Origin of the sequence: Asticcacaulis biprosthecium C19 (assembly GCF_000204015.1) — a bacterium.
Taxonomy (GTDB): domain Bacteria; phylum Pseudomonadota; class Alphaproteobacteria; order Caulobacterales; family Caulobacteraceae; genus Asticcacaulis; species Asticcacaulis biprosthecius.
The window spans coordinates 309,613-334,830 of sequence record NZ_GL883080.1; the positions used below are offsets into that span (position 1 = coordinate 309,613).

The window sequence follows — 25,218 nt, forward strand, 5'->3', positions numbered from 1 at the left end:
CCGAGTCGACAATGTCGGGTGCCTACGGTGGAATCGAACGGCGGAACACACGGACAGAAGGGGAAAGAAACGGAATTCAGGATGATCTGAAACCCGCTGCGCGGCGGCATCAATTGTAAAGTGGGTCCACAGATTACACAGATTACACAGATTAAGTAAGAATGAGCTCGATATCTAATCTGTGTAATCTGTGTAATCTGTGGACCCACTTAGGAATAAGGCCGCTGCGCGGCGGGAGACAGGTTTTCCGGAATTCCGTTTCTTTCCGTTTCTGTCCGTGTGTTCCGTCGTTTGATTCCATTGTAGGCGCCGGGTCTCGTCACTCAGCGCCGTACGGACAAAAAAGAACCCGCAGTTCCGGGTGAGGGAACTGCGGGCCAAGGGGCCTCTGTCGCCCGAGCCTCCAAACGGGTAAATGCAGGCTCGGTAGGTTAGAATACAGCAGGCAGGGTCTTAGAACCGGTAGCGCACGCCGGCCGAGATACGCTTGCCGGTGGTGCGGTATTCCTTGGTACGGTCCGGGGTGACCGAGTAGATGAACTCGTTCGTATCCGTCAGGTTCAACCCGTCCAGATAGACCGTGAAGTTCTCGCTCACGTCATACGAAACACCGGCGTCCAACTGGCCATAGGCGTCGAAATATTCCGGCTCGCCGTTGCGGCCCGAAGCCACCGCCAGGAACTTGTCGCGCCAAGTATAGGCGAGGCGGGCCTGGACCGGACCCTTTTCATAGAAGCCGATCACGCTGTAGCTGTACTTCGACAGGCCCTCCAGGCCGTACGACACATTGGCCACCGCATTGGTGTAGTTGGCGTTCGACTCGGCATAGGTGAACGAGGTTTGCACGCCAAGGCCGTCGAACGGCGCCGGCAGATTGCCGAAGACCTGACGATAACCCAGTTCGAAGCCCTTTACCGTTGCGCCCTTGCCGTTGGTCGGCACGGTCACCTGGAAGGTTACCTGGTCGACCTTTTGCGGCGTCGTCGTCAAGGTGACGAAGCTGTCGATATTCTTGTAAAAGGCGGCGAACGACAGCAGCGACAGGCGGTCGAAGTACCACTCCACTCCGCCTTCGATCTGCGCGGCGCGGAAGGGCTGCAGGTCCGGATTGCCGCGGCGGATGGTCTCATTGCCGGGGTTGGTCTGGATGGTCTGGCGCGGCGACAGGTCGGACAGGGTCGGACGGGTGATGACCCTTGACGCGGCAAAGCGCAGGATCAGGTCATCCGTCACGCCCAGCTTGGCGTTCAGCGACGGCAGGATGTCGGTGTACTTGCCTTCGAAGCTGACCGGGATGATCGGCGACAGGGTGATGATGTTCTGGCCCGCGCCGTTCGGCACCGCCGACAGTACGGTGCGCGAGGCGCCGGACGAGGTATATTTGGTGTCCTCGACCCGGATACCAGCATTGACCGACAGCGGCATGCCGCCCAGGTCGGCGCGGATATCGCTCATGATATAGCCCAGCATCACCTTTTCATCGACGACCGACGAACCGGCCGCATCGAACCGGCCCGGATCGAAAGCCTTGCCATCCTGAGTGGCAAAGGTGTCGACCTGCTTGATCACCGCCAGCGGATCATAGCCGACCCAGTCGCGGATGATGTTGCCGTCGTGGCTGGCGAAGAAGTTCATGTCGGTGTTGAAGAACAGCGACTGCGGCAACACACGGTCGGAACCGCAATAGGCGCATTGTTCGCCACCGGGGGTCGAGAAGGCGGTGATGGTCTTGACGCGCTTTTGCGACGCTATACCGGCAAACAAAGTGACGTCGCCTTCGGGCGCCCACTTGGCGTCGAACTTGGCTTCGTCGATCTTGTCGTCGATGTCCGAACCGCCGCCCCAGATATAGTAGTGGGCGGTAATCCCGGCCGGGTTGGTCGACGCGTTCGAATAGTTCGGCGAGGTAAAGCCGTAATCATAGATCGGCGAACCGTTGCGGCGGTCGAACCACAGATCCATGTTCTTGCGGCGGATGGTGGTGAAGTGGTTGTTTTCCTTGCCGCGACGCTCGGCCTTGGAGCTCGACAGGTCGAACGACAGGGTCAGGGTGTCGGTGGCGCGGAAATTGGCATTGACGCCCAAAAGCGTGGTGGTGACGTTGCGGGTGTCGTGCTGCAGAATCTGGTCGACGAAACCGCCCTGGTAGCGCTGATAGACCGCTTCCTTACCTTGCACGACCTGTTCGACCAGGGTGCCGCCGGAGAAGTCATAGGCCAGGCCGGTCTGGTCTTCGGTGATCTCGGCCTTGGCATACAGGGCGTCGACACCGATCGTCAGGCGTTCGGTCGGCTTCCATTGCAGCGCACCGTTCAGGCCCGCCATCGACTTTTGCCGCACGAAGAAGAAGGGCGAAAGGTTGGACGGCATCGAAACGCCGGTGAAAGGGGCGACGTTCGGACCCAGGCGGGCGCCGGCAACGCCGCCGGCATTGTAGTAGCTGTCGGTCGACGAGCGCTTGACGTGGCCGGCGCCAATGGTGAATTCGTCGTCGCGGACCTCCTGGTCAGAGAAGGTGGCGGCGACCGCGATACCGAAGTTGCGGTCGGCATTGCGCCAGCTCACCACGCCGGCGGCTTCCGGGTTCCAGCTATCGGCCAGTTCCGCATAGGTGCTGCCGATCGAGGCGGCGGCGGAAAAGGCCTTGGGCTGATCCAGCGGGCGCAGAGTGCGCACGTCGATGGTGGCGCCGATCGAAGCGCCGTTCACATTGGCCTGGGGCGACTTGTAGACGTCGGCGCCGGAAATGACTTCCGACGGGATGACGTCGAAGGAGAACTCACGGCCGTTATTGTCGGTGGCCAGGGTGCGGCCGTTGACGGTGACGGCGTTGAACTTGGGGCCGAAGCCGCGGACCGAGACGTAACGGCCTTCGCCGCGGTTACGTTCGATGGTGACGCCGGGGATGCGTTGCAGCGACTCGGCGACATTCTGGTCGGGCAACTTGCCCAGATCTTCGGAGGCGATCGAATCGACGACACCGATCGACTGGCGCTTGATATCCAGCGATTGCTTGATGCCGCGGCGGATACCGCGAACCTCGACGACGGTGTCTTCAGCCGGGGCGCTGGCGGTGGTGTCCTGCGCGGCGGCCATCTGGGGCGCAAGCGTGGCGACGGTCATGGCTGTGGCGGCCAGTAGAAGCAGTTTCCGGGGCATGAGTTTCCTTACTTATGTCGTACGCCCTATTTTGAGCGCTGATGACCCGTTTTTACGGCATGGTCATATGTGTGTCAAATTATCATCATATGTCTGACAATATACTGCTTCTTATCGCATCCTGTATGCCGGATCGCAGAGTCTGACCATGAAAGACGGTTCGATGAGCAGTGTAAGTCTGTAAGTCCCTGTAACCGTTCTTATTCTTGTTCGGCCAGTTGTCCGGCTCTTGCCTTACCGGCGATTAAGCCTCTTGGATCACCTCATGTCAACGGACCTAAAAAGATTGACGGTGAGGGGTGGATGAACGCGTTCCGGTATCAGCAAGAGGTTTAGGTTATAAGGATATCAGGTGCCATCCGCTGTGATCGATTCAACACAATCGTGATCTGAATATGCAAAAACACATCATTCTATGATGAAAAATGATGTTATTCAATATAAATTGTCTGAGTTAATATAGCGCCGCGCACGAAAAAGCCGCAGAGTCATCTAAACTCTGCGGCTGAAATATTATACCAACAGCCCCAAACCTTGAGCTTGCTTTGCCCACCCGATTTATGGGGAGGGTGGCGCGAAGCGCCGGGCGGGGCCCTTGCTTAGAGTCATGATTCAAGGCTGATGGTATTAGTCCTCCTCTCCATTTATGGGGTTTGGCGGAGCCGATGGCCGGCGAAGCCGGCGGAGGGGTACTCTTTCTTACTTCACCGACTTGATCGGCAACACAAAGAACGACCCGGCAAACACAAAGACAATGGCTGCGATGAACAACACGCGATAGTCGGTGTCATAGATGTTCAACAACACGGCGGCCATGATCGGGCTGATGATTTGCGGAATATTGATGGCGGTGGTCAAGACCCCGAGGTCCTTGCCGGCATCACCCTGAACCGTCTTGGGCAAGACCTGGGTCATCAGGGCCATGTCGATGCTCATAAAGGCGCCATACCCGATGCCGATCAGCGCGGCATAGACATACATCCCCTCAATCGTCGGCAGGAACAACGGCACGGCCATGGCGGCGGCCATCACCAGGCTGGCAAAAAACACGAACGGCTTGCGCCGTCCCAGCCAGTCGCTGGCCAACCCGCCCACCAGGGACGCTATGACAACAAACACGAAGTTGATCACGGCGATATTGCCGATAATCTTGTTGGCGTCGCCGGTCGACAGCTTGATGTAATCCTGCAGGATATAGAGCAGATAGGTCGCGATCCCCTGATAGCCGAGATAGATGGTGAACCGCCCGGCAAACGCCCAGGTGAAGTCGAGCGACTTGAACGGCCGCGCGAACCCAGCGAGGAAACTGCCCAAATCGAATTTTTCAACGACCATACCTGTCGACGGCGCCTCACGGTTCACCACCACAAACACGACACAGCAGGCGGCAGTGGCGGCGGCAAACAGCCCGTACGCCATAACCATCTCACCGGCCAACTGCCCCGCCACCCAGGTGCCGGCGGCGATACCGGCCGTCATGCCGGCGCCGACAAAGCCGGAAGCCACCCCACGCGCCTGCTCAGGAAAGCGGTCCGCGACGACGGTGGTCAGGGCCGGCTGCATCGAATTGAGCGCGATGGCGGCCATTACCCAGACAACTGTGATCGACACCAGCGAGGTCATGAACGATACACCGAACAACGCGGCCGCACCGACCAGGGCGCCGATGGCGATCCACGGTGACCGCCGGCCCCAGCGCGACCGCGTCCGGTCAGAAAGCGCGCCGGCGATCGGCGTGGCCAGGGTCGAGAAGATTGAGGTCACGGCGAAGACCAGGGCCAGATTGCTGGTCTTGTTATCCGGATCTATGGCGGCGATCTGGTTGGGCAAAAGTACGCCCAGGACCCCGCAATACAGCGCCAGCAGGACGAAATTATTGACCAGCAGCGAGATCAGCAAGGTCCAGCGCTGGCTACCTTTCACATGAGCGATGTCGGTCATGGCATTCCTCTTTTATAATTTGTAGACGGCGCGGGCCGTGCCCGACCAGATCCGCTCTTGTTGCGCTTCGGTGAGTCCGGTCACAGCGGTTTCGACCGTTTGCCGCCACGGCTCGTAACCGCCGGCGAGGTCGACCACGGGCCAGTCGCCGCCGAACAGGCAGCGCTCCGGGCTGAAAACCTCGATAGCGTGCGCCAGATACGGCATCAATTGCTCCGGTCGCCACGATTTCCAATCCGCTTGGGTCGGCAATCCCGAAAGCTTGCAAAACAGACCTGGAAATTCCGCGATCCGGCTCAGATCCGATGCCCAGCCGTCGTACTCGCCGCCGGCGATGTCGGGCTTGCCCAGGTGATCGAGAATCACCGTCGCCGCCGGCATCGCGTTGAACAGGACGTCGAGCGCGCGGAGAAGTTCTGGAATCTGCTGCGCCCGGATGCACATGTCGATTGTCAATCCGGTCCGCGCCGTGGCGATCATTCCGGCGGCATAGCCATCCAGCATGAAACCGTCGGGCTCGTTCTGGGTATTGCGGCGGATGCCTTTGACGAGGGGGCGCTGAACCAACTGCGCCAGATGCGGCGTAACCGCCACGCTCAGTTCCAACGGCGCGTAGGCAACAATTCCAGCTATCTCGAACTGTCCAGCCCAGTCAACTTCTTGCAGCGCCTGGTCTGGCGCACAATCCGACTGAACAAAAACAACACTTCCGGCATGTATGAAGTGTTCCGGCAAGTGGGCATGGGCGATATCCGGCACGTATTTCAGCCAGTCATAGCTCAGCCGCGCCGGGTCCCAAAAGTGCGCGTGGGCGTCGATCATTGTCCCGCCTTGCCGCCGTTTCCGGGCAGGACATCCCAGCCCTTATCCCTTACCGGCGCCAGTACGGTTTCGACATGCGCCAGCAATGCCGCATCGACGGACGCGCTCATGGCGGCGACGTTGTCACGCATATTGGCGGCGCTGGAAGACCCGATCACGGTCGACGCGATCCCGTGCTCCGCCGCCTGTCGCAACGCCCACTGCACTGCCAACCGCGAAATATCCGATCCGGCCTCGGTGCAGATCCGCGCAGCCTCCGCCGCCGCCCTATGCACCGTCTCATGACCTGGGTGCCAGTCCGGCGGACCCTTGCGCGTCAGCAAGCCCATCCCCAGGGGCGAAGCGTTGAACACGGCGATATCATGCGTCTTCAACCGTCGTGCCACTGGGCCAAGCCTCTGATCCTGCAGGGTAAAGGTGCAATAGGCCATGACGGTGTCGATCTGCTGTTCGACGGCGATCTTTTCGAGCACCGCCAGGTCGTAGCCGGTAATCCCGACATAGCGGATCACGCCCTGCGCCTTCAGATCGCGTAAGGCGGGGAGTGCCTCTTCGACCAACTGTTTGAGGTCGCCATGCTCGATGTCATGGCATTGCAGGATATCGACATGGCCGGTTTTCAGCCGCCGTAGCGACTCGTCCAGGCTGCGCAGGGTGGCGTCACGCGAAAAGTCCCACGCCTTGTCGCCATAGCGGCCGACCTTGGTGGCCAAGGTATAGCGCGAGCGCTCGACACCCTGCAGGGCGTGGCCCAGGGCGGTTTCAGCCCTTGTCAGGCCGTAATAGGGCGCGACGTCGATCAGCGATACGCCGAGGTCCAGCGCTGTCTGCACCGTGGCGTCGGCATGGGCCTGAGAGACGTGGGAATAGACGCTGCCCAAAGAGGCAGCGCCCAGGGCCAGCACGGATATCTCTGGTCCATCGTGCGGAAGGCGGGTGGTCAGCATATCAGGCTTCAGGAACCAGGCGCAGGCCTGCGCGGGTGGGGCGGACATGCGGGCCGCCAGGCACGGACCATTGACCGGACTGGCGTTCGCTCAGGATAAGGGCCTCGTCGACGTCGATCCCCAGGCCCGGCGCGTCACCCAGGACGATCCCGCCGTCAGCCAGGTGTTGGTCCAGGCTAAGACCGAAGGGCGGCTTGAAATCCTGGACCTCGACCGTCAGCAGGTTCGGCACGGATGCGGCAGCATGGGCGACCGGATTGCAGTTATAACCGACCGGTGACACCGGTAAATTATGGGCGTGGGCAGCATTGGCGACCCTCAGGAAGTGGGTAATCCCCCACACCATGCCGGCCTGGACGATATCGACGGCCTTGGTTTCGAACAGCGGCAGGTATTGGTCAAGTCCGGTCAGGTTCTCACCGGTCGCCACGGCGCATTTGGCGGCGCGCGAAATCAAGGCGTGGCCTTCGGCGTCCCAGCGCCGTACCGGCTCCTCGATCCAGGTCAGGTCGATATGGCGCTCGATCTCGGCGAGGTGGCGAATGGCCTGTTTGCGCGACCACGATTCGTTGACGTCGAACATCATGGCTGGGCGAGGGGTGTTGCGTTCCAGGATATCGCGCACCGCCATCAACCGGCGAATATCGCGGTCCAGGTCCCGGCCGCCCTTGAGCTTGGCACCGGTAAAGCCGAGGTCCGCCCATTGGGTGTAGAGTGTCACCAGATCATCGTCGTTGAGGCCCTGGCACAGGCCGGAGGCATAGCCCGGCACAAAACGGTCGCAGGCACCAAGCGTCCGCCAAAGCGGTTCCTCGGCCATCTTGGCCTTGAGGTCCCACAAGGCCATATCGACCGCGCCGATGGTGCCGAAGGTAGCGCCGGCATGACCGCTTTTGAAGACATGGGCCAGCATTCGGTCATACAGGGCCGTGACGGCGCGCGGATCTTCACCTTCGACGGCCGGAAAGATGCGATCAATGTCACCATGCGCGCCCAGACCGACCCCGGTCAGACCCGAATCGGTGGTCAGCAGCAGAATCGGCACGTCCGTGATGCCGGACTTGACGATGCCATTGACGTCGCCGATGGGCCGGCCCCAGTTGTGAACCGTGGTAAGGCTGCGATAGCCAGTGATCTTCATACGCGGGCGCTTTGTCACTTAAATTGATAATATGTATTATGATGCTATCATGTGGGTCGGGACGTGACAAGCGGTACTTGCGCCCGTTTTGCGTTCGTCCCATACTGGTTGTGCGAAGCCTGTGATCACATGGGATTCGCGGACTCAAAAGGATTTATTGCGCTTGACCGGATCTGCTGCCCTTTCCGCCCGCAACGCCCGCCGCCGTCCCCGCCTGGCAGCCGCCGTTGTTGAAGACCTGGTGACCGCCATTGTGACCGAGGTCTATGCGGCCGGCTCGGCCCTGCCGCCGGAAAACGTGCTTTGCGACATGTTTGAGGTCAGCCGCACCGTGATCCGTGAGGCGACGACCGCGCTGACGGAAAAGGGGCTGGTGGTATCGCAGCAGGGGCGGGGGACCATCGTCCAGGATTCGGTGCGCTGGAGCCTGCTGGATCCGATGGTTTTGGCAGCACTGTTCCAGCGTGACGACGGACTGGTATATCTCGACAACCTGATCGAGATACGCACGGCCCTGGAAGCCTCGATGGCGGCCAAGGCGGCGGAACGGCTGACGGCCGACGATGCGGCGGAGTTGACGGGGCAATTGGAAAAGCTGGATGCATTGCTGGGGACGCCGGCGGCCTATGTCCATGAAGACGTCAGGTTCCATGACATCATCATGCGGATTTCCGGTGATCGTCTGTCCGAAGCGATCATCAACTCGATCCAGGGTAAGGCTCTGAAAAACATAAGCTATTCGGGAAAGTTGAACGTCGAGCATATCCGCGATACCCACGCGGCGCACAAACAGGTCTATGACGCGATCATGAAGCGCGACGGCGAGGGGGCAGCGCGTGCGATGCGCGAGCATATCCAGGGCAGCTGGAAAAAGCGCCGTCCGACGAGTCTAAAATGATACCTTCCCACACGCGGGGAGGCGTCAGACGACAAAAAACCCCGCGTCGATGACGCGGGGTTTTCGGTATCAGGATAACCGGGAAGCTTAAGCTTCGGCGCCTTCGGCGTCGCTGCTCTTGCTGGCGCCCGAAGCAGTGACCGAGGCCACAACCGTCAGGCCCTTGGCGACCGGCGAGACGTCCGACGGCAGCTTCAGGTCGGAGATGTGAACCGACTGGCCGATTTCCAGGCCCGTCAGATCAATGATGATGTCTTCCGGAATGTGGTCGGCCGGAACCTGGATTTCCAGTTCGTGGAACGCCACGTTCAGTGCGCCACCCTTCTTCAGGCCGGGCGACAGCTCGTGATTCTTGAAGTGCACCGGAACCGAGATGCGGATCTTGGCGTGCTCATCGACACGGAACAGGTCGAAGTGCACCGGCACATCCGTGACCGGATGGAAGTCGATCGACTTGGCGATGACCTTCTGGGTCTCTTCGCCGTACTTCAGCGTGACGAGGTGACCGTTCAGCTTGCCGGTCGACAGCGACTTGCGGAAAGCGTTCAGGTTAACGGCGATCGGCACGGGGCCCTTGTCACCACCATACAGAACACCCGGCAGCTTGCCGTCATTGCGAGTGGCACGCGCGCCGCCCGTACCGGTGCGTTCACGCACTTCGACATCCAGAACAATCTCGGCCATCAGCCTCTTCCTCGAACATAAAAAGGCCGCGCATCCATCCTGGGCACGGCGGGGAAACTTTTAAGAGCGCGGGTGATACACGAAGCTGCGGCGGTATGCAACCCGGCAAAACCGGGAAAATGCATGCCACCGCAGCTTCCTGTGATCAGTTTATCTCCGCTTCTTGCGCTTGCCGGTCGCCTTCTTCTTGGACGTCGTCTTGACCGGCGCAGGCTTGATATAGGGCTCGGCATTGGCATAGGAGGCCGCCACCTTGACCGGCTCAAAGCTGAGCGCGTTGCTGGACATCTTGCCCAGGCACTGTCCGGTATCCATCAGCACGTGCTGACCCAGGCAGAAGACGTCCTCGAAATGCGGCGTCGACACGGCCAGGCACTGATACAGGTTCAACTTGCTCATATCGAAGCAGCGCTCGCCTTCGACCTCTTCCAGCAGGGAGTGCAGGTAATCGGCGCGGCCTTCGCCGGCTTCACCCATAATCGCCAGGGCGGCGATGGTCAGGGCACGGTTGACGGCGCTCGTGTAGGGCTGATTGAACAGGTCCGGACGGTCGAAGACATTGGTCGTCGATGCAAAGGTGGACGCCGGCACAGCGGCATCGCTGGCGGCGGGGGCACTGGCCAGCTTGGTGACCGCGGGCGCCGTGACCGCGCTTTGATCATCGGTGGTGGTCGCGGCGGTTTCGGTTTCCGGCGTAAAGGTGACGCCGTCGCCCTGGATGACGTAACCACCGGTCGATTGGCCGGTCGTTGCCTGGGTCGTCAGACCCGTGCCGCTCAGCGCTGCGGCCAGAAGACGAGCGCTCTCGTCACTCTGGACGCTGCGAAGGGTGACCGAACTCTGTTTGGCCTGGGCCAGGCGGCCGTCGCGGTCGGCGACCTTTTCCTTGGACCACTTCTGACGCTGAACGTCATAGGCGGCGCGCTTGACGCCGGCCCCGGAATTGTAGACCGACTGGCCGTCCGAGCTGAGCGCCAGAATGACGCGGCGGGCGGCGATATCGGCCGAGGGCAGGCTGGCGGCGTAGTTGTAGTCAGAGGTCAGCCGACGCACCAGTTCCGCGCGGGCGGTCTCATCGGAGGCGTAGGCGCGCATAGAGGCACGGAAGCTGGGCTCCTGCATGGCGACGATGGCGGCATAGGCCACGACGCCGCGTGCCAGTTGATCCGGTTGATAGGCTGCGCCATCCTGAAGCTTCGCCTGGACCACCCGGGCATCTGCGAAGTTGGCCTTCATGCCGCGCGCCGTGGTAATGTAGTCGACATAGACGGCTGCGGCGTCGGAGACGTTGGACGCCAAGGCGACGGGAGGACCGGCGGGCGCCGGCGGCGGGGGAGGTGGCGGTGGTGGCGGCGCGTCCGTCGCGCAGCCGGCCAGGACCAGGGCAAAACTCAGAGCAACCAGGCTGAGGCCAGAACCCTTCGCACCAGAACCCTTCGCAACTGCCATTTTCATACGCTACTCCCTTTTTTACCCGAGGTGCCGACGGCGCGATTTAAGGTCACCGCGTCGTCGGAGAATATGCTGATTTTGTTGTGAAACATGACGCCGCCGACCGTCACACGTCTTTACATCACAAGGCAGACGCCTTGACCATAAGTGATCGGTAAAAATTTTGCCCAAATTGTGGCCGGACAACCGCTGAACCACGTCGTTTAGGTGGCAAGGTTCGGTGTAAATGCATTAAAAGACAACAACTTACCGCGGTTGCGATATTTATGGCTTCTTTATTGGCCGGTGATCAAAAAGTTTTGATGGCGATTCGATCACTTTTTCAATCGAACAGCTTCGACACGGACTCTTCGTTAGCAATCCGGCGGATGGCTTCACCGATCAGCGGCGCGATGCCGACGATGCGCACCTTGGCATGGTCGCGGATGACGTCGGTGGCTTCGATGGAATCGGTGATGACCAGTTCTTTCAGAACCGATTTGTCGACACGGTTCATCGCTTCCCCTGACAGCACGCCGTGCGAGACATAGGCCGAAACCGAGGCGGCGCCTCGGTCCATCAGCGCCTTGGCGGCGTTGCACAAGGTGCCGGCGGAGTCGACGATATCGTCAAACAGAATGCAGTTGCGGCCGGAAACGTCACCGATGATGTTCATGACTTCGGATTCGCCGGCGCGCGGACGGCGCTTGTCGACGATGGCGAGGTCAGCACCCAGGCGGTCAGCCAGGGCACGGGCCCGAACCACGCCGCCAACGTCGGGCGACACGATCATCAGTTCGTGCGGGTCGCGGTAATTGGCCTGTATATCCTTGGCCATGAAGGGGATGGCGACCAGGTTGTCGGTCGGAATGTCGAAGAAGCCCTGGATCTGGCCGGCGTGCAGGTCCATGGTCAGGACACGATGGGCGCCGGCGCGGGTAATGATGTTGGCGACCAGCTTGGCCGAGATGGGGGTACGGCCGCCGGTCTTACGGTCCTGGCGGGCATAGCCGAAATAGGGGATGACGGCGGTGATCCGCCGCGCCGAAGCCCGGGTCAGGGCGTCGATGCAGATCAGCAGTTCCATCAGATTGTCATTGGCGGGGTAGCTGGTCGACTGGATGACGAAAACGTCTTCGCCGCGGACATTTTCATCGATGGTGACGAAGATTTCCTTGTCGGCAAAGCGCTGCACGCGTGCCTTGGTCAGCGGCATGTCGAGATAGTCGCCGATGGCCTGGGCCAGAGTCCGGTTGGAGTTGGCGGCGAGCAGTTTCATGGCGATGTCCCGTTAATAACTTGCGCGGCTTTTAGCAGGGGTTCGACAGCGTTCAAGAGCAAACGTCGCAAATCCGTAATTTTTCGAGCGTTCTCTAAGCGCGCAGCATGATGGCCGAGATCAAACGGCCATAGTCCGGAAGTTGCTGTTTGAAATTGCGCCGGTTCGAGAAGAACAGGGCCTCATCAGCGCACGTGTCGTGACCGGTGGTGGCGCACTGCGTCACGCCTGCGCGTTCCAGCCGCATCAGGCAGTATCCTGGCAGGTCGAACATGCGCTTGTCAGGCGTGGCGCCGGCGACGAAATAGGGTGGACTGTCCGGGTCGTGGCTGGCGAAGATGCCGGCATAGTCGGCGCCGACCTCATAAGAGGTCTGGGTGATGCAAGGGCCGATAACGCAGCGGATCTTGCCCAGGTCTGCGCCTCTGGCCTGCATCAGGTCGAGGGTGGCTTCGATCATGCCGTAAAGTGCGCCCTTCCAGCCGGCATGGCAAGATCCGACGACGCGGTTGTCGGGATCGGCGAACAGCAGTGGCGCGCAGTCGGCTGAAAGGGCCGACAGAATCAGGCCCGGTGTCGTGGTGACCAGGCCGTCGGCTTCAGGCCGGTCGGTGGTCCACGGACTGGAGACGTCCAGAGCTGTCGCGGAATGGATCTGGTAGAGGCTGAGCAGATGATCGGCCGGCCTGTCGAACGCGGCGGCGACGCGGCGGCGGTTCTCCTGAACCAGCGCCGGATCGTCCTTCGATCCCAGACCGATGTTCAGCGAATCGTAGACGCCCGTCGATACGCCGCCCTGACGGGTGAAAAAACCATGCTGGATGCCGGGCAGGTCGAGCAGCGGATGGAGGATGCGAGGGGGAAGCGGAGCGGCCATGGCGGCGATGTAAACCCCGGCCGTCTAGTCTTCAAGGGCGAAAAGCGGCAGGGAAGCCGGCCAGGCCATACCGACCACCTTGAACAGGTCGCCCATCTGGTCAGGGGCAGTCAAACGGTCGTACTGCCGCTGAAGCTTTTCAGCCTCAGTCGGGTGCGCCTCACAAAGGGCGTTGAACCTGGCGGCCATGCCAAGCGCCTGCAAAAACGCAGATTGTGTTTTGATTGTGCTGAATTTTACTGATGTATTACATATTTGGGCGATCGCCGGAAAGTCTGCCCACACCGTGAGGTCATGGTCGCCCGGCGCCGCCAGAGGGTCGGTTTTACGGTGATTGTGCAGCGCCTGGAGGGTGTCGCCCGCTTCCGGCTGGTCGCGGCCATAGTCAACCAGCAGCGCGGCGCCGGTGCTGGCTTTCAGAAGGCTGGTCAACTGGGCGGCAAAATGCTGTTGCGCCGCGGAGATTTCGATAGTCTGGCCTGGTTCGGCGTCGAGCTGCGGCGTGTATTCCGTCGGGACCAGGCCGAACGCGAGGTGTCCGTCAATGACGCCAACGCATTTTTCAGCCCACCCGTTGTCGGTGCGGACAAACTGTCGCGCAGGCAGGCAGTCGAGGACTTCGTTGGCGATCACAATCACCGGCAGGTCGGTGGCCAGGGCGTTCACATCCGGGACGAAGACGGCCTGGGAGATGGTCTGTTCCTGGGAGGCGCGCAGTCGCGGTGACGGCTCAACCATCGTGACCTGAGCCGCGTCGGAAAGGCCGGGAACGCGTTTCGCCACACGCAGGATATCGGACATCAGGGTGCCGTCGCCACCGCCGATTTCGACCAGGCGAAAAGCGGGCGGGCTGCCCAGCGCGAGCCACATCTGGGCGACCCAGACGCCGATCATTTCGCCGAACATCTGCGACACCATGGGGGCGGTGAGGAAGTCGCCATCGGCGCCGATGCGCACATGGCAGGTATAGTAGCCATCCTGAGGATCGAACAGGCATCGCGCCATATAGTCGGCCACATTCATCGGGCCTTCCAGGGTGATCTGTTCGATAAGTCGGTCTCTAAGCGACATGTTTGCCGGTACTTGGGCTGTCCTTGCGCAGGGCGTGCCAGATGAAGGCGGCGCCGGCGATGACCATCAAAAGGGACAGGGTCTGGCCCATGGTGATGACGTTCTTGAAGAAGTCCCACATCTGCTCGTCGGGCTCGCGGACCATCTCGATCAGAATGCGGAAAATCCCGTAGCCGGCAATGAACACGCCGGTGATGAGGCCCGGACGTTTGAACTCCTTGCGGACATGGGCCAGGTACCAGGCCACGGCGAACAGGATCAGCCCCTCGGTAGCCGCTTCGTAAAGCTGGCTGGGATGGCGGACAATGCCCTGGCCGCCGGAGCAGGTGTGGGAATTGCAGAAAATGATCCCCCACGGCGCGGTGGTTTCACGGCCCCAAAGCTCGCCATTGATAAAGTTGGCGATGCGGCCGAAGAACAGGCCGATTGGCGCGGCGCAGGCCAGCAGGTCGCCGAGATTCAGAAGTTGCGGCAGGTCGAACTTCTTGACGCGGGCATAGATAACGGTGGCGGCAACGACACCGACGAAGCCGCCATGGAAGGACATGCCACCGTTCTGAATCATAAAGACCTGGAAGAAGTCCCGCCAGATCAGGGACATGTCGTAGAAGAGGATAAAGCCGATGCGGCCGCCGATGATGATGCCTAGGGTCATCCAGACAACCAGGTCATCGAGTTGGTCGGTATTGACCGGAGGTTGCCGCGGCGTCCACAGGCTCTCATTGCGGATCAGACGGCCCAGATACAGCCAGCCAAGGACGATGCCGGCAATATAGGCAAGGGCATACCAACGGATGGCGACAGGCCCGAGTTGGAAAATGACGGGATCGATATCCGGCAGGGTCATAAGGCTGCGTCTCCCCAAAATGGTCGCGGCTGTTTAGCACTAACCTGTGACACGTCGCCACAAAAGAGAGACAAAGGACTTAGAATCATGGAAAAACTTTGTCGACCGAGGGAGAAGCCTCTATATTGAATGCCTATGCATTTTCTGGAGGCCCCTCGCCATGCAAAGCCAAAATCCGTTCCTTGACGAACTGGCCAAAATGACCACCTCGGCCATGTCCCTGGCCCAGGCTGCCGGTGAGGAGGCCAAGACGGCCTTTCGTTCTCAGGCGGATCGTTTTGTCGCCGACATGGATCTGGTCCGCCGCGACGAACTCGAGGCGTTAAAAGCGGAAATCGCTGATTTAAAAGCCCAGGTCACCGCCGCGCTCAAGGAGCGAAGCGTTAGCGCAACTCAGGATGCGCTCAAGGAGCGAAGCGTTAGCACCGCTGACACTTCCGCTAAGCCGAAGGGCAAGGGCGTCAAGCCGGACGTCGACCTTCCGGTCGACTAGAACAAAAGGATTTCACAGGTACCATGACCACGCCGCAGACCTACGACAGCGACGCGACCTTCGATCCGCTCGATGTGGTGGAATCCATCCTCACCGAGGAAGGGCTGGAATTTGAACGCACACCCGAGGGCGACCTGGGGTTTGCGTTGAGCGGCGACTGGCGGACCTATGAGATGTGGTTCTCGTGGCGGCCGGAAGGCGAATGCCTGCAGTTGTGCTGTTCGCTGGACGTTGAATCGGGCGCGGGCCAGGCCCTGACCGAAGACCGCCTGCCGGGCCTCTATGAGTTGCTGTGCCTGGTCAACCAGCATGTCTGGTTCGGGCATTTCGAAGCCTTCCGCGATCCGGAAGGCGGCGTGCCGGGCCTGGGGCTCTATGACGTGGTGTTTCGCCATACCCAGGCGATCAATCCGCTCGAGCGCGCCTCGGTGGTGGCCAGTGCCCACATGATCAACAGCGCCGCCGAGGCGGTCGATCGTTTTTATCCGGCCTTCGACTTCTGGTTCAAGGGGGCTGCGTCGGCCCGCGATGCGTTCGCGGCTTGTCTGTTCGAGACCGTGGGAGAAGCTTAAATGGGTGATGTTCTGCCGAAGCCGGTGCTGCTCATTGGCGCCGGGGCGCTGGGCTCGTCCATTCTGAAGGGGATGCGCATTGCCGGCCATGCGGCACCGGCAGACCTGATGATTGTCGACCTCAAACCCGGCGATGAGGCCAAGGCCTATGCCGAGGCGGGGGCGCAACTCAACTCGTCGCCCGATACCTGGCGCGCGGCGAAGACGGTCATCCTGGCGGTGAAGCCCCAGGGCTGGCATGCGGTGGCAGCAATCCTGAACGGCAATCTCGGCGCGGGTGCGGTGTTGATCTCGGTCATGGCCGGGGTACAGACGGGCAGCCTGGAGCAGGCCTTTGCCGGTCATGCGGTGGCACGCGTCATGCCGACGACCGGAGTCGCGACGGGCAAGGGCGTGGCCTCGATTTTTTCGGCCACGGCGGACGGCCTGGCGGCGGCGAGCGCAGTGTTCGCGCCGATGGCGACGACCGTGGTGTTGAGCGACGAAAGCCTGATGGATTCGGCGACCGCGGTATCGGGGTCGGGCCCGGCCTATGTCTATGCCTTTGTGCGTGCGCTGGAAAAGGCCGGCCGTGAAACCGGCCTGTCGCGCATGCATGCCCGCGACCTGGCGCGCGGGACACTCATCTCGGCGGCGCGGTTGCTGGACCAGACGGGCGAGGAGCCGGATGACCTGATCAAGAAGGTGGCGTCACCCGGTGGGACGACCGAGGCCGCTTTGAAAGTGCTGTGCGCTGAAGGTTCCGGCCTGGACGAATTGGTGCTGGCGGCAGTCCAGGCGGCGCATAAGCGGTCGAAGGAACTCGGCTGAGTATCGGGTGCAGGGTCCAGGACCCTGCCCGCCGGAGGCTCTTTTACTTAATAATCAAAGCCTTTTTGATCTCCGACCAAGGCACGATTTTAAAGTTTTGACGGGAGCGGGCGCCGGTCGGGGCTTCGCCTTCCATGTCCGAATCGTCCTGCATCACTACAACGCCCTCGGCATAGGGTCCAACCTGACCGCCCAGGGCCGCGACGCCGTCGGTTCCCGTCACAGCATCGAAACCATTGCCTGGAAACACCGAGAACCGGCCCTTGTAGTTCGCCGTTTCGCCCGCCACCTGCCAGACGGCAAAGGCGCTGTCGCCCTGAGACGAGGCGACCAGGTAGCTGAGACCGGACTCTTCATCGACCAGCAGAGCCAGGCCCTCGACATCCGCGACCAAGATGTCCGATGGGGCGCCCTGGAGTTGCACACGCGCCGGTCCTGTGGCCGGCTCGACACCGTAACGCCAGATACCCTTGGCTTCCTCGGCAATATACAGCGCACCGGTGCGGTCATCGACCACACAACCTTCGGCCTGGCTGCCGACGTCGAAGCGACGGACGATCTCGCCCTTGGGGCCGGTGTCGGTTTCAGAATAGACCGCCTGAACGACGTCGCCGTTCTTGCCAATGATGATGATAGTGATGCCGTCGGCGGTCGTGCCCATGCACAGGCCGTAGGCTTCGGACGTGGTCATGGCTAAGAAGCCGGCGGGCTTGAGCTTCAGGTCATCGCTCAGGGTGAACAGGGCGGCACCGTTCTTGGCCCGATCGGAGGCGGCGATCAGGGTGAAGGAACCCGTCTCGCCATAGACGGTGCGCAGGTCGACATTGTTGAGCGGGCCGTGCGGCACGAAATCGCGGACGCTGCCGTCGAGATTATAGGCATAGAGCCCCGCCTTCTTGTCGGTGCCAAGGATAAGGGCACGCGACCGGTCCATCGGATCGACCCAGATTTCCGGATCGTCGGCGGCGTCCAATCCTGCGGTGCCGACGGCGACAGTTTCGGCAGATGCCAGCACCGGCGTGCCAGTGCCATGGGCGACCAACAGGGAGTCTGACGTCAGTTCTGGGTGTAACGCCGTGCAAGCCGAGAGAAGTGTTGCAGTAATGGCGATGACTGAGACTGTCGTAAATCTGTCACAATTGCGTTTTAAGCCCATAATTTGCCTCATGTCTTGCGTTGCTCAGGCTCATAGCAAGATTTTCGCAGATTGCACGGCAAATTTTTCTCACTCTAGCGGTAGGGCCACAACGGCTCGCAATCCGCCCATGGGGCTGGTGTCGAGTGTCAAATCGCCCCCGTGGCCGCGCACGATATCCCGCGCGATGGCCAGCCCCAGGCCGACACCCTGAATATTTTGGTTGCGCGAGTCGTCCAGACGGTTGAACGGCTTGAAGGCGTCTTCGCGCCGTTCGGGGGCTATGCCAGGCCCATCGTCGTCGACGATCAGGTGCAACATTTTCTTGCCGTCATCGCCCACGATTTCGGCGGAAAAGGCGACCTGCTTGCCGTAGTGAAATCCGTTCAGGATCAGGTTGCTGACGGCGCGCTGGATTGCCATTTCACGAATGACGATACGCAGGTCCTTGTCGAGATAGTCGGTTTTCAGCGCATGTCCGGCGCGTTTGATATTGCCGGTGAGGGTTTCCATCAGGGCAGAAACCGAGACCATGTCGCGATCTTCCGCCATCTCGCCGCGGGCAAAGGCCAGATACTCATCGATCATATAGGCCATTTCCGACACGTCCTGCTTCATGCGCCTATTGGCCTCGTCCTGCTCAGCCATGGCTAGTTCCAGCTTGAGTCGGGTGAGGGGCGTTCGCAGGTCGTGGCTGACCGAGGCCAGCAGGGTGGTGCGCTGCTCGATCTGGCGCTGGATGCGCGCCTTCATCTTCTGGAAGGCTTCGGCGGCGGCGCGGACTTCCTTGGCGCCGTAAGGTTTGAAGTTGGGATCGTCTTCGCCGCGGCCGAATTTCTCGGCGGCTTCGGACAGGCGTTCGATGGCACGGACCTGGTTGCGAATGAACAGCATGGCGACCGTGGTCAAGAGCCAGGTCGCGCCAAGGACCCAGAAGATGAAAATATAGCCGGTGGTGGCGAAGGCGCGTTCCTTGGGGGCGATGAAGCGCAGGACACCGCCCTCGACCTGGACGCGGATGTCGATAAAGCCGGGGTAGCGTCGGGCATCAAACCAGTAGGGATCACGAAGCCGTTCGCGCAAGGCGCGGTCGATCGTCCGGTCCAGCGCCACGAACAGGGTGGGGCGCAGGGTGTCGGGCAGGCCGTCGTCTTTTTTCAAGGTGACCGATACCTGCATTTCGTCGGCATAGGCCTTGATCTTTTCGAGGTTGGCTTCGGTCGGCTCGTCTTCGTAGGCGCGCACCGCCCAGGCGATGTCTCCGGCCAGGCCCTCTGACAGGCGCTCGGTAACCGTTTCCCAGTGCAGGTCGAAAAAGACCCAGGTGATCAGGACCTGCATGATGGCGATGGGCAAAACGATGATCAGCAGCACCCGCGCCATCAGGGTACGCGGGAAGTTGCGCTTTAAGACCTTGGGCAGGAGGCGGAGTTTCGGCAGGCGCATCTTTAATCCGGCGCGAGCATATAGCCCTTGCCCCGGACGGTTTGCAGGTACCGCGGATTCTTCGGATCCTGCTCGATCTTGCGGCGCAGGCGCGTGACCTGGACATCAACAGCGCGGCCCGTGGTGTCGACGCTGTCCTTGGCCAGGTCCATGCGGTCGACCGGCACATTGGCGCGTTCGGCCAGGTAGCGCAGAAGTTGCGACTCGGCTTCGGTCAGGCGCACCAGCGATCCGCTCTTGGTCAGTTCGGACCGCTCCAGGTCAAAATTGAAGGCACCCATGGTGATCGCCTTGGGCAAGGCCGGCTTGACGCCTGTGCGGCGCAGGATCGCTTCGATGCGCAGCAGCAGCTCCTGCGGTTCGAACGGCTTGGACAGATAATCGTCAGCGCCGAGCGAAAGACCCATGATACGGTCGTCGGGCAGGCCGCGCGCCGTCAGGATCAGGATCGGTACATTGGAATTGGCGCGGACCCATTTCGACAGCGAGAAGCCGTCTTCGCCCGGCATCATCACGTCCAGAATCAGCAGGTCGAAGTCGAGCAACTGCAACATGCGCTTGGCGGCGTCGGCGTGGGCGGCGGCCGTGACGCGGAAGCCCTGGCGGCTCAGGAATTCCTTGAGCAGGGTGCGGATGCGGTCGTCGTCGTCGACGACCAGCAGGTGGCGGACAGTAGCGTCGTTGTGACCTGTGGCCAGGCTCATGGGTTTCGATTCTTCCGGCAGGAGGCGCAAACCGGGCCATCCTCACCAATCGGACACAAATGTAAAGCCGTTTTGCGTTGCCGATTGTTTCTGGGGCACATGTTTCTCAGCGCGGACAGCCGGTATAGTGGGCGCGCAGCAGGCTGTTCCACTCGGCTTCGCCGCCATCGCTGACGCGGTTCAGCTTCAGTTTGAAATCGGCATATTCGGCGTGGTTGGGGATGCCGAACTCGGCGTCGACGATGTGGCCATTTTTCGCATCGAGCCACAGGGGACCGCCCTTATTGCCAAAGGCCAGGCCGCCGACGTCGTAGCGGCGCGTGGCCTGGCCTTTGCGTGTTTCCTCGCCGACATAGCGCACGTCGGTGCGGCCCATATAGGTCAGGAAGTCGCTCATGTCGTCGGTCACCACCAGCGCCATACCGATGCTGAAATCCGCCTTGGGATCGGTCAGGTGGGGCAGGGTGACGGTCAGGGTCGCCAGGTCGTAGTCGTACAGATGCCACGGCGCGTCGGGAGCTGTGGCGGTGTCACTGAGTTGAGCGTCGGGCAGGTCGATCTTCGCGGTAATGACACGTGTGGCCGGGTCGAGGTCCATACGGCCGAACACCCGCTGGGTGCCGTCGCGGTTCAGTTTGCCGGCGTAGAGGGTAGTGGCTTCCAGGGTTTGCGGATCCAGGACCGAGGTGACATAGGCCGCCGTGGTACAGGGATCGATCGCCTTGAACACGGCAACTTCGGTGACGCTCTTGCGGTAGACCACGATGTGCTCCGGCAAGCTGCCGTCACGGTTGCTGCGGGTATAGTCGTAGATTCGCCCGACGGGATCGGCGCCACTGAGCGGGGTATAGCCGGGCGTGGTGGCAAGGGCGGGGAGGGCGGTGGCGGCGAGAAAAGCGCTAGCAAACAAGGATTTCATATTTATCTTTCGGTGGCGGCGGGGGCGTCAACGGGTTGTGGCCAAGTCAAAGCTATAATCCGAGTAGCAACAGGTGACAATCGGCGCCGGGTTTCGTAAGGTGCAAGGAATATTGGGGAGATATCATGTCCGCAAAAACCAAACTGGCAGCCTTGATCGCTGTGGCTGTTCTGGCGTCGGCGGGAGCGGCCAACGCGATCACCACACCGGCGGCGCCGCTATCCCAGACAGCCCAGGATTCGTTGTTCAAACGGCTGGAAAAGGCCGTCACCGAGGGCCATGCCGAAAGTCCGGAAGGGGCGGCGGCGCTGACGGTGGAACTGCGGTCGATCATTGCCGACCCGGGCTTTTCGCTTCTGCCGCCACGTTATCGGGCCGGAGCCTACGCCATACTGGCTGTGGCCCTGTCGACCCAGGCACAGCATGAAGACGCTTACCGCATGTTGCTCAAGGCAGGTGAGCTTTCGGATGAATTTGCTCAAAGTGTCTACTACGACGTCATGCTTTCGAGCATAGCCCTGCTGGCCGGGGAAGATGTTGCCGCGATCAACGCCCTGGCCTCGGCGTATGAAAAGGACCCCGGAAACAGCACCGGTATAAGGTCGGAACTGGTGGAGAGGATCGATCATCGCGCCAGCCTTCTGACTGACACTGCGCCACGCCGCCGCCTTCTCGAAGCGCTCTGGGCCGCGGATTACGCCCATGACAATCCGCTGTGGACGGCGCAGGACCTGTGGTGGTGCCTGTTCGAACTGCGCGTCGCCGCCGGTGACGACGAAGCCGCGCGTGAGGTTCTGCCGAAACTGGTCGAGGCCAAGTACGTCGTCGCCGTGCGGGCCGATAACCGCTATACCCGCTTTACCGCCGACCTGCCTTCGGGCGGTGATTACCGCGCCGCCTATCTGCAAAACCGGGCAGAAACGGAGGCCCGCATTGCCGCCAATCCGGACCTTATCGAAGGCCAGAAGATGCTGTCCGACTATCTGGCCAGCGACGGAAAGTTCGAAGAGGCCTTGGCCCTTCTGGACGCAGCCCTGAAAAAGGGACGGGCGCCGGGAGAACCCGCCTACAGCGACTTTACCGATCAGGAGCGCTGGGTTCTGGAAGGTCGTGCCGACCTTTTGGGAGAGATGGGGCGTCAGGAAGAGCAGACTCTCGAGCACGTCAAGGCGCGGGACGCTGCCATTGCCGCCGGTGGCGATAAGGTCAGCCAGGCCCTGAACCTTGGAGGCTACTACAATTCCATCGAGCGGCCCGATCTCGCGCTGAAGGAGGTCGAGGGCGCCGACATTAAATCGGCCAGCCCGTATGGACGGATGGTGGCCGCGGAAGTCCGTGTCTGCGCTTACCAGCAGCTTGAAGACCAGGCGCACGTCGAAGTCTGGATGGATTATCTGACGGAGAACCGGCTTGAAGGGCCGACCATGTACCGCACAGCCCTGGCCTGTGTCGGGAATATGGATGGCCTCGCGGCGATGGTGATTTCAGAGCTGGAAGACCCCAAGACCCGCAATGTGATGTTGCGTGGCCTGCAAACCTATGACGATCCTGTCGGCAACGTAACCCCCTATGAAAGGAGCATGTCGGCGATCAATTACGCCATCAAGGTGCGCCCCGACGTGCGGGCGGCGATCGCCAAATACGGAACGCAGGCGACCTATTCCCGCTCCGGCGCCAAGTCGTAATCAGCGCGCTTCGCCGACTACCTCCATCGCGGCCCAGTTGGCCGGGGTGGCATCACCCTTGGCCAACATATCCGGTGAGGCGTCGATGCGGAGCATCTGGGCCTCACCGCCCTTGTGGGTAAGTGTCAGTTAAATTCGCTCTCAGCCCGGTTGTAGCTGCCAGAACTGCTCGACACCGAGGCGAAGCTCGCGCGAAACAGGTCGGCAAACCAGGTCCCGAAGCTCAAGGTGAGCGTGACGGCAAGAAACACCGATGCCACTTTGGTCTTTTTCATGATAGTCCCCTCTGATTGCGGTAAATCTACCGCAGGTAATAGTCACCATAAGCGCAATTGTCTGTCAACGCGAATTAGCCCTTGCAAAGGTTACGTTTGCTCCCGAATATGGTTCCCTTTCGGTAAATTCGGGGATCGCGTATATGTTCCACTATGGCGTTGAAAATCTGCAGAGCCTGCTCGGCATCGCCGTCATTCTCGCCATATGCTGGGGCCTGTCCGAAAACAAGAAGCGCTTTCCCATATTCCTGACCCTAGGCGCCATCGCCATCCAGGTCGCGTTGATTCTGCTCCTGTTCGCCATCCCGCAATCCCATGGCGTTCTGGACGGTATTTCCAACGGCATGCAGGCCCTGTCCGACGCGACCGCGGAAGGCATGCAGTTCGTCTTCGGCTATCTCGGCGGCGGCGCCCAACCTTACCAGGTGGCCAATGAAGGCGCGCTGTTCGTTTTTGCCCTGCGCGTCCTGCCGCTGATCCTGGTCATTGGCGCCCTGGCCGCCTTCCTTTGGCATATCGGCGTCTTGAAGGTCATCATTCGCTTCTTCGGCGTCATCTTCGAAAAGGGCGTCGGCCTGGGCGGCGCTTCGGCCCTGGGCGTTTCGGCCGGCATCTTCGTCGGCAATGTCGAAGCCCTGATCATTATCCGTGCCTATCTCGACAAGCTGACCCGGTCGGAACTGTTTGTCATGCTGGTCATCGGCATGGCCAATGTCTCGGGCTCGACCATGGTCGCCTATGTGCTTATCCTGAACAACGTCCTGCCCAATGCCGCCGGTCATATCCTGGCGGCCTCGATCGTCTCGGCGCCGGCGGGGGTGCTGCTGGCGCGGATCATGGTGCCGGAACTGGTCGACCACAAACACGAGAAGGTCGATTACAGTTCGTCGCTGAAATACGACAGTGCCATCGACGCGATTGCCAAGGGCACGACCGACGGCATGAATGTCGCCATCCACATCGCCGCCATTCTGATCGTCATGGTCGCCCTGGTCGCGCTGGGCAATGCGGCGCTGAGCGGCTTTTATCATGTCGGCGGCGAGCCGATCACCATTGAACGCATCCTGGGCTGGCTGTTCATGCCCCTGGCCTGGCTGATGGGCGTGCCCGCGGACGAGGTCTCCGTCGCCGGGCGGTTCCTCGGCATCAAGATGGTGCTGACCGAGTTCGTCGCCTATCTCAAACTGGCCGCCGTGCCAGTCAGCGACATGTCGGAACGTACCCGCATCCTGTTGACCTACGCGCTTTGCGGCTTTGCCAATGTCGGCTCGGTCGGGATCACGGTGGCAGGCTACGGCGCTTTGATGCCCGAGCGCCGTCCCGAAATCCTCAACATGATCTGGAAGGCCCTGGCGGCCGGATTCCTGGCCACCGTCCTGTCGGCCGCCATTGTCGGGGCCTTGCCCAACGCCATCTACGGACTGTAAGGTTTCCCACACGGGAGACGCGCCATGAAACTCTACACGACGGACTATGCCCCCAATCCGCGGCGCGTGCGCTGGGTGATGGCCGAAAAGGGCATCGGTGATATCGAGCTGATACTGATCGATATCATGAGCCTGGAACACCGCACCCATCCGGTCATCGCCAAGGCCGGTTCACCGCACCTGCCGGTCCTGGAACTGGAGGACGGGTCGGTGATCGCCGAGTCGGTGGCCATCGGGCGTTTTCTCGAAAGCCTGTATCCGGAACCGAACCTGTTCGGTCGTGACGCTCGGGAGATCGCCGACATCGAGATGTGGACGCGCCGTCTGGAACAGCGCCTGGCGACGCCGCTGATGCTAGGCACGCGCATGAAGGCGGCACCGCTTGTCATCCTGGAAGATCCCAATGCGGCGGTCGGTGACTACATGTTCGAGAATGCGGCGGCCTACTGCGCAGGTCTGGACGCCCATCTGGCCAGTCGCGCGTTTATCACGGCCGGGCGGCTGACCATTGCCGATATCGCGTGCGTGTGCGCCTTCGACTTTGCCCGCATCGCTCGCTTCCGGCCGGACAAGTCGCTGGAAAATGTGGCCCGGTGGCTGGGCGCGCTGCGCGAACGGGCGAAGGTGTTAGAAGTCTGATGCGATACGCAGGTTC

General features: G+C 61.2%; 23 protein-coding genes. 7 read left to right on the forward strand and 16 right to left on the reverse strand.

The window, feature by feature from the left end; genetic code table 11:
- Positions 1-453 precede the first annotated feature (453 nt).
- The 5 genes from ABI_RS19930 to ABI_RS19950 form a co-directional block, all read right to left on the reverse strand.
- Positions 454-3,159, reverse strand: coding sequence for a TonB-dependent receptor (locus tag ABI_RS19930; RefSeq protein WP_157139028.1), 2,706 nt, complete (start codon positions 3,157-3,159; stop codon positions 454-456).
- A gap of 699 nt (positions 3,160-3,858) precedes the next feature.
- Positions 3,859-5,100, reverse strand: a complete 1,242-nt coding sequence (locus tag ABI_RS19935) for an MFS transporter (protein WP_006274875.1) — start codon at positions 5,098-5,100, stop codon at positions 3,859-3,861.
- A gap of 12 nt (positions 5,101-5,112) precedes the next feature.
- On the reverse strand, positions 5,113-5,922 hold the full coding sequence (locus ABI_RS19940; RefSeq protein ID WP_006274876.1) for an amidohydrolase family protein: 810 nt from the start codon (positions 5,920-5,922) through the stop codon (positions 5,113-5,115).
- Positions 5,919-6,917 (reverse strand): aldo/keto reductase, encoded by a 999-nt coding sequence (locus ABI_RS19945; RefSeq protein ID WP_245531407.1) that lies wholly within the window; start codon positions 6,915-6,917, stop codon positions 5,919-5,921. The genes ABI_RS19940 and ABI_RS19945 overlap by 4 nt, the downstream gene beginning before the upstream one ends.
- Positions 6,871-8,010, reverse strand: coding sequence for a mandelate racemase/muconate lactonizing enzyme family protein (locus ABI_RS19950; RefSeq protein ID WP_006274878.1), 1,140 nt, complete (start codon positions 8,008-8,010; stop codon positions 6,871-6,873). Before ABI_RS19950 ends, ABI_RS19945 begins: the two co-directional genes overlap by 47 nt.
- Positions 8,011-8,173: 163 nt before the next feature.
- Between ABI_RS19950 and ABI_RS19955 the strand changes: the two genes are divergently transcribed.
- Positions 8,174-8,908, forward strand: a complete 735-nt coding sequence (locus tag ABI_RS19955; protein ID WP_006274879.1) for a FadR/GntR family transcriptional regulator — start codon at positions 8,174-8,176, stop codon at positions 8,906-8,908.
- An 87-nt stretch (positions 8,909-8,995) separates the two neighbouring features.
- On the opposite strand, the gene ABI_RS19960 is transcribed toward ABI_RS19955, so the two are convergent.
- The 6 genes from ABI_RS19960 to lgt all read right to left on the reverse strand — a co-directional run bounded on the left by ABI_RS19960 (position 8,996) and on the right by lgt (position 15,097).
- Complete coding sequence (locus tag ABI_RS19960; RefSeq protein WP_006274880.1) at positions 8,996-9,592, reverse strand: 50S ribosomal protein L25/general stress protein Ctc; 597 nt, start codon at positions 9,590-9,592, stop codon at positions 8,996-8,998.
- Positions 9,593-9,742: 150 nt separating this feature from the next.
- Positions 9,743-11,047 carry a hypothetical protein gene (locus tag ABI_RS19965; RefSeq protein WP_006274881.1) on the reverse strand — a complete coding sequence of 435 codons (1,305 nt, stop codon included), beginning with the start codon at positions 11,045-11,047 and terminating at the stop codon, positions 9,743-9,745.
- Positions 11,048-11,366: 319 nt separating this feature from the next.
- Positions 11,367-12,302, reverse strand: a complete 936-nt coding sequence (locus ABI_RS19970; RefSeq protein ID WP_006274882.1) for a ribose-phosphate pyrophosphokinase — start codon at positions 12,300-12,302, stop codon at positions 11,367-11,369.
- Between the two features lie 94 nt (positions 12,303-12,396).
- The gene (gene pgeF / locus ABI_RS19975) at positions 12,397-13,179 is read right to left on the reverse strand and encodes a peptidoglycan editing factor PgeF (protein ID WP_006274883.1); all 783 of its coding nucleotides are present in this window, start codon (positions 13,177-13,179) and stop codon (positions 12,397-12,399) included.
- Positions 13,180-13,203: 24 nt separating this feature from the next.
- Positions 13,204-14,250, reverse strand: coding sequence for a class I SAM-dependent methyltransferase (locus ABI_RS19980; protein ID WP_006274884.1), 1,047 nt, complete (start codon positions 14,248-14,250; stop codon positions 13,204-13,206).
- Positions 14,240-15,097, reverse strand: a complete 858-nt coding sequence (lgt, locus tag ABI_RS19985) for a prolipoprotein diacylglyceryl transferase (protein ID WP_006274885.1) — start codon at positions 15,095-15,097, stop codon at positions 14,240-14,242. Before lgt ends, ABI_RS19980 begins: the two co-directional genes overlap by 11 nt.
- A 160-nt stretch (positions 15,098-15,257) precedes the next feature.
- Here lgt and ABI_RS23960 point away from each other — a divergent pair, with 160 nt between their 5' ends.
- From ABI_RS23960 to proC, 3 genes are read left to right on the forward strand one after another with little or no spacing between them, the layout of a single operon-like run.
- A complete protein-coding gene (locus ABI_RS23960; protein ID WP_006274886.1) occupies positions 15,258-15,590 on the forward strand; it encodes an accessory factor UbiK family protein in 333 nt (110 codons plus the stop codon).
- Positions 15,591-15,613: 23 nt separating this feature from the next.
- Entirely contained in the window at positions 15,614-16,162 is a 549-nt protein-coding gene (locus ABI_RS19995) for a type III secretion system chaperone family protein (protein WP_006274887.1), read from the forward strand.
- Positions 16,163-16,972: a pyrroline-5-carboxylate reductase gene (gene proC / locus ABI_RS20000; RefSeq protein WP_006274888.1), complete on the forward strand. Its 810-nt coding sequence runs from the start codon at positions 16,163-16,165 to the stop codon at positions 16,970-16,972.
- A 43-nt stretch (positions 16,973-17,015) separates the two neighbouring features.
- On the opposite strand, the gene ABI_RS20005 is transcribed toward proC, so the two are convergent.
- The 4 genes from ABI_RS20005 to ABI_RS20020 all read right to left on the reverse strand — a co-directional run bounded on the left by ABI_RS20005 (position 17,016) and on the right by ABI_RS20020 (position 21,176).
- Positions 17,016-18,014, reverse strand: coding sequence for a phytase (locus tag ABI_RS20005; protein WP_006274889.1), 999 nt, complete (start codon positions 18,012-18,014; stop codon positions 17,016-17,018).
- A 183-nt stretch (positions 18,015-18,197) separates the two neighbouring features.
- Positions 18,198-19,553, reverse strand: coding sequence for an ATP-binding protein (locus ABI_RS20010; protein WP_006274890.1), 1,356 nt, complete (start codon positions 19,551-19,553; stop codon positions 18,198-18,200).
- Between the two features lie 2 nt (positions 19,554-19,555).
- Complete coding sequence (locus ABI_RS20015; RefSeq protein ID WP_050808371.1) at positions 19,556-20,257, reverse strand: response regulator; 702 nt, start codon at positions 20,255-20,257, stop codon at positions 19,556-19,558.
- Positions 20,258-20,363: 106 nt separating this feature from the next.
- A complete protein-coding gene (locus tag ABI_RS20020) occupies positions 20,364-21,176 on the reverse strand; it encodes a hypothetical protein (protein WP_006274892.1) in 813 nt (270 codons plus the stop codon).
- A gap of 125 nt (positions 21,177-21,301) precedes the next feature.
- Between ABI_RS20020 and ABI_RS20025 the strand changes: the two genes are divergently transcribed.
- Entirely contained in the window at positions 21,302-22,861 is a 1,560-nt protein-coding gene (locus tag ABI_RS20025; protein WP_006274893.1) for a hypothetical protein, read from the forward strand.
- Between the two features lie 125 nt (positions 22,862-22,986).
- On the opposite strand, the gene ABI_RS25420 is transcribed toward ABI_RS20025, so the two are convergent.
- Positions 22,987-23,136: a hypothetical protein gene (locus ABI_RS25420; RefSeq protein ID WP_006274894.1), complete on the reverse strand. Its 150-nt coding sequence runs from the start codon at positions 23,134-23,136 to the stop codon at positions 22,987-22,989.
- Between the two features lie 143 nt (positions 23,137-23,279).
- Between ABI_RS25420 and ABI_RS20030 the strand changes: the two genes are divergently transcribed.
- Both ABI_RS20030 and ABI_RS20035 read left to right on the forward strand, forming a co-directional pair.
- A complete protein-coding gene (locus tag ABI_RS20030) occupies positions 23,280-24,563 on the forward strand; it encodes a NupC/NupG family nucleoside CNT transporter (RefSeq protein WP_006274895.1) in 1,284 nt (427 codons plus the stop codon).
- Positions 24,564-24,587: 24 nt separating this feature from the next.
- Positions 24,588-25,202, forward strand: a complete 615-nt coding sequence (locus ABI_RS20035) for a glutathione S-transferase family protein (protein ID WP_006274896.1) — start codon at positions 24,588-24,590, stop codon at positions 25,200-25,202.
- Positions 25,203-25,218: the final 16 nt, after the last annotated feature.

Coding starts and splice junctions, on each gene's coding strand:
- ABI_RS20025 (WP_006274893.1), top strand. CDS start 21,302: ATGTCCGCAAAAACCAAACTGGCAGCCTTGATCGCTGTGGCTGTTCTG.
- ABI_RS20020 (WP_006274892.1), bottom strand. CDS start 21,176: ATGAAATCCTTGTTTGCTAGCGCTTTTCTCGCCGCCACCGCCCTCCCC.
- ABI_RS19930 (WP_157139028.1), bottom strand. CDS start 3,159: ATGCCCCGGAAACTGCTTCTACTGGCCGCCACAGCCATGACCGTCGCC.
- lgt (WP_006274885.1), bottom strand. CDS start 15,097: ATGACCCTGCCGGATATCGATCCCGTCATTTTCCAACTCGGGCCTGTC.
- ABI_RS19995 (WP_006274887.1), top strand. CDS start 15,614: ATGACCACGCCGCAGACCTACGACAGCGACGCGACCTTCGATCCGCTC.
- ABI_RS20035 (WP_006274896.1), top strand. CDS start 24,588: ATGAAACTCTACACGACGGACTATGCCCCCAATCCGCGGCGCGTGCGC.
- ABI_RS20010 (WP_006274890.1), bottom strand. CDS start 19,553: ATGCGCCTGCCGAAACTCCGCCTCCTGCCCAAGGTCTTAAAGCGCAAC.
- ABI_RS19940 (WP_006274876.1), bottom strand. CDS start 5,922: ATGATCGACGCCCACGCGCACTTTTGGGACCCGGCGCGGCTGAGCTAT.
- ABI_RS19945 (WP_245531407.1), bottom strand. CDS start 6,917: ATGTCCGCCCCACCCGCGCAGGCCTGCGCCTGGTTCCTGAAGCCTGAT.
- ABI_RS20030 (WP_006274895.1), top strand. CDS start 23,280: ATGTTCCACTATGGCGTTGAAAATCTGCAGAGCCTGCTCGGCATCGCC.
- ABI_RS20015 (WP_050808371.1), bottom strand. CDS start 20,257: ATGAGCCTGGCCACAGGTCACAACGACGCTACTGTCCGCCACCTGCTG.
- pgeF (WP_006274883.1), bottom strand. CDS start 13,179: ATGGCCGCTCCGCTTCCCCCTCGCATCCTCCATCCGCTGCTCGACCTG.
- ABI_RS23960 (WP_006274886.1), top strand. CDS start 15,258: ATGCAAAGCCAAAATCCGTTCCTTGACGAACTGGCCAAAATGACCACC.
- ABI_RS19965 (WP_006274881.1), bottom strand. CDS start 11,047: ATGAAAATGGCAGTTGCGAAGGGTTCTGGTGCGAAGGGTTCTGGCCTC.
- ABI_RS19950 (WP_006274878.1), bottom strand. CDS start 8,010: ATGAAGATCACTGGCTATCGCAGCCTTACCACGGTTCACAACTGGGGC.
- ABI_RS19970 (WP_006274882.1), bottom strand. CDS start 12,302: ATGAAACTGCTCGCCGCCAACTCCAACCGGACTCTGGCCCAGGCCATC.
- ABI_RS25420 (WP_006274894.1), bottom strand. CDS start 23,136: ATGAAAAAGACCAAAGTGGCATCGGTGTTTCTTGCCGTCACGCTCACC.
- proC (WP_006274888.1), top strand. CDS start 16,163: ATGGGTGATGTTCTGCCGAAGCCGGTGCTGCTCATTGGCGCCGGGGCG.
- ABI_RS19960 (WP_006274880.1), bottom strand. CDS start 9,592: ATGGCCGAGATTGTTCTGGATGTCGAAGTGCGTGAACGCACCGGTACG.
- ABI_RS19980 (WP_006274884.1), bottom strand. CDS start 14,250: ATGTCGCTTAGAGACCGACTTATCGAACAGATCACCCTGGAAGGCCCG.
- ABI_RS19935 (WP_006274875.1), bottom strand. CDS start 5,100: ATGACCGACATCGCTCATGTGAAAGGTAGCCAGCGCTGGACCTTGCTG.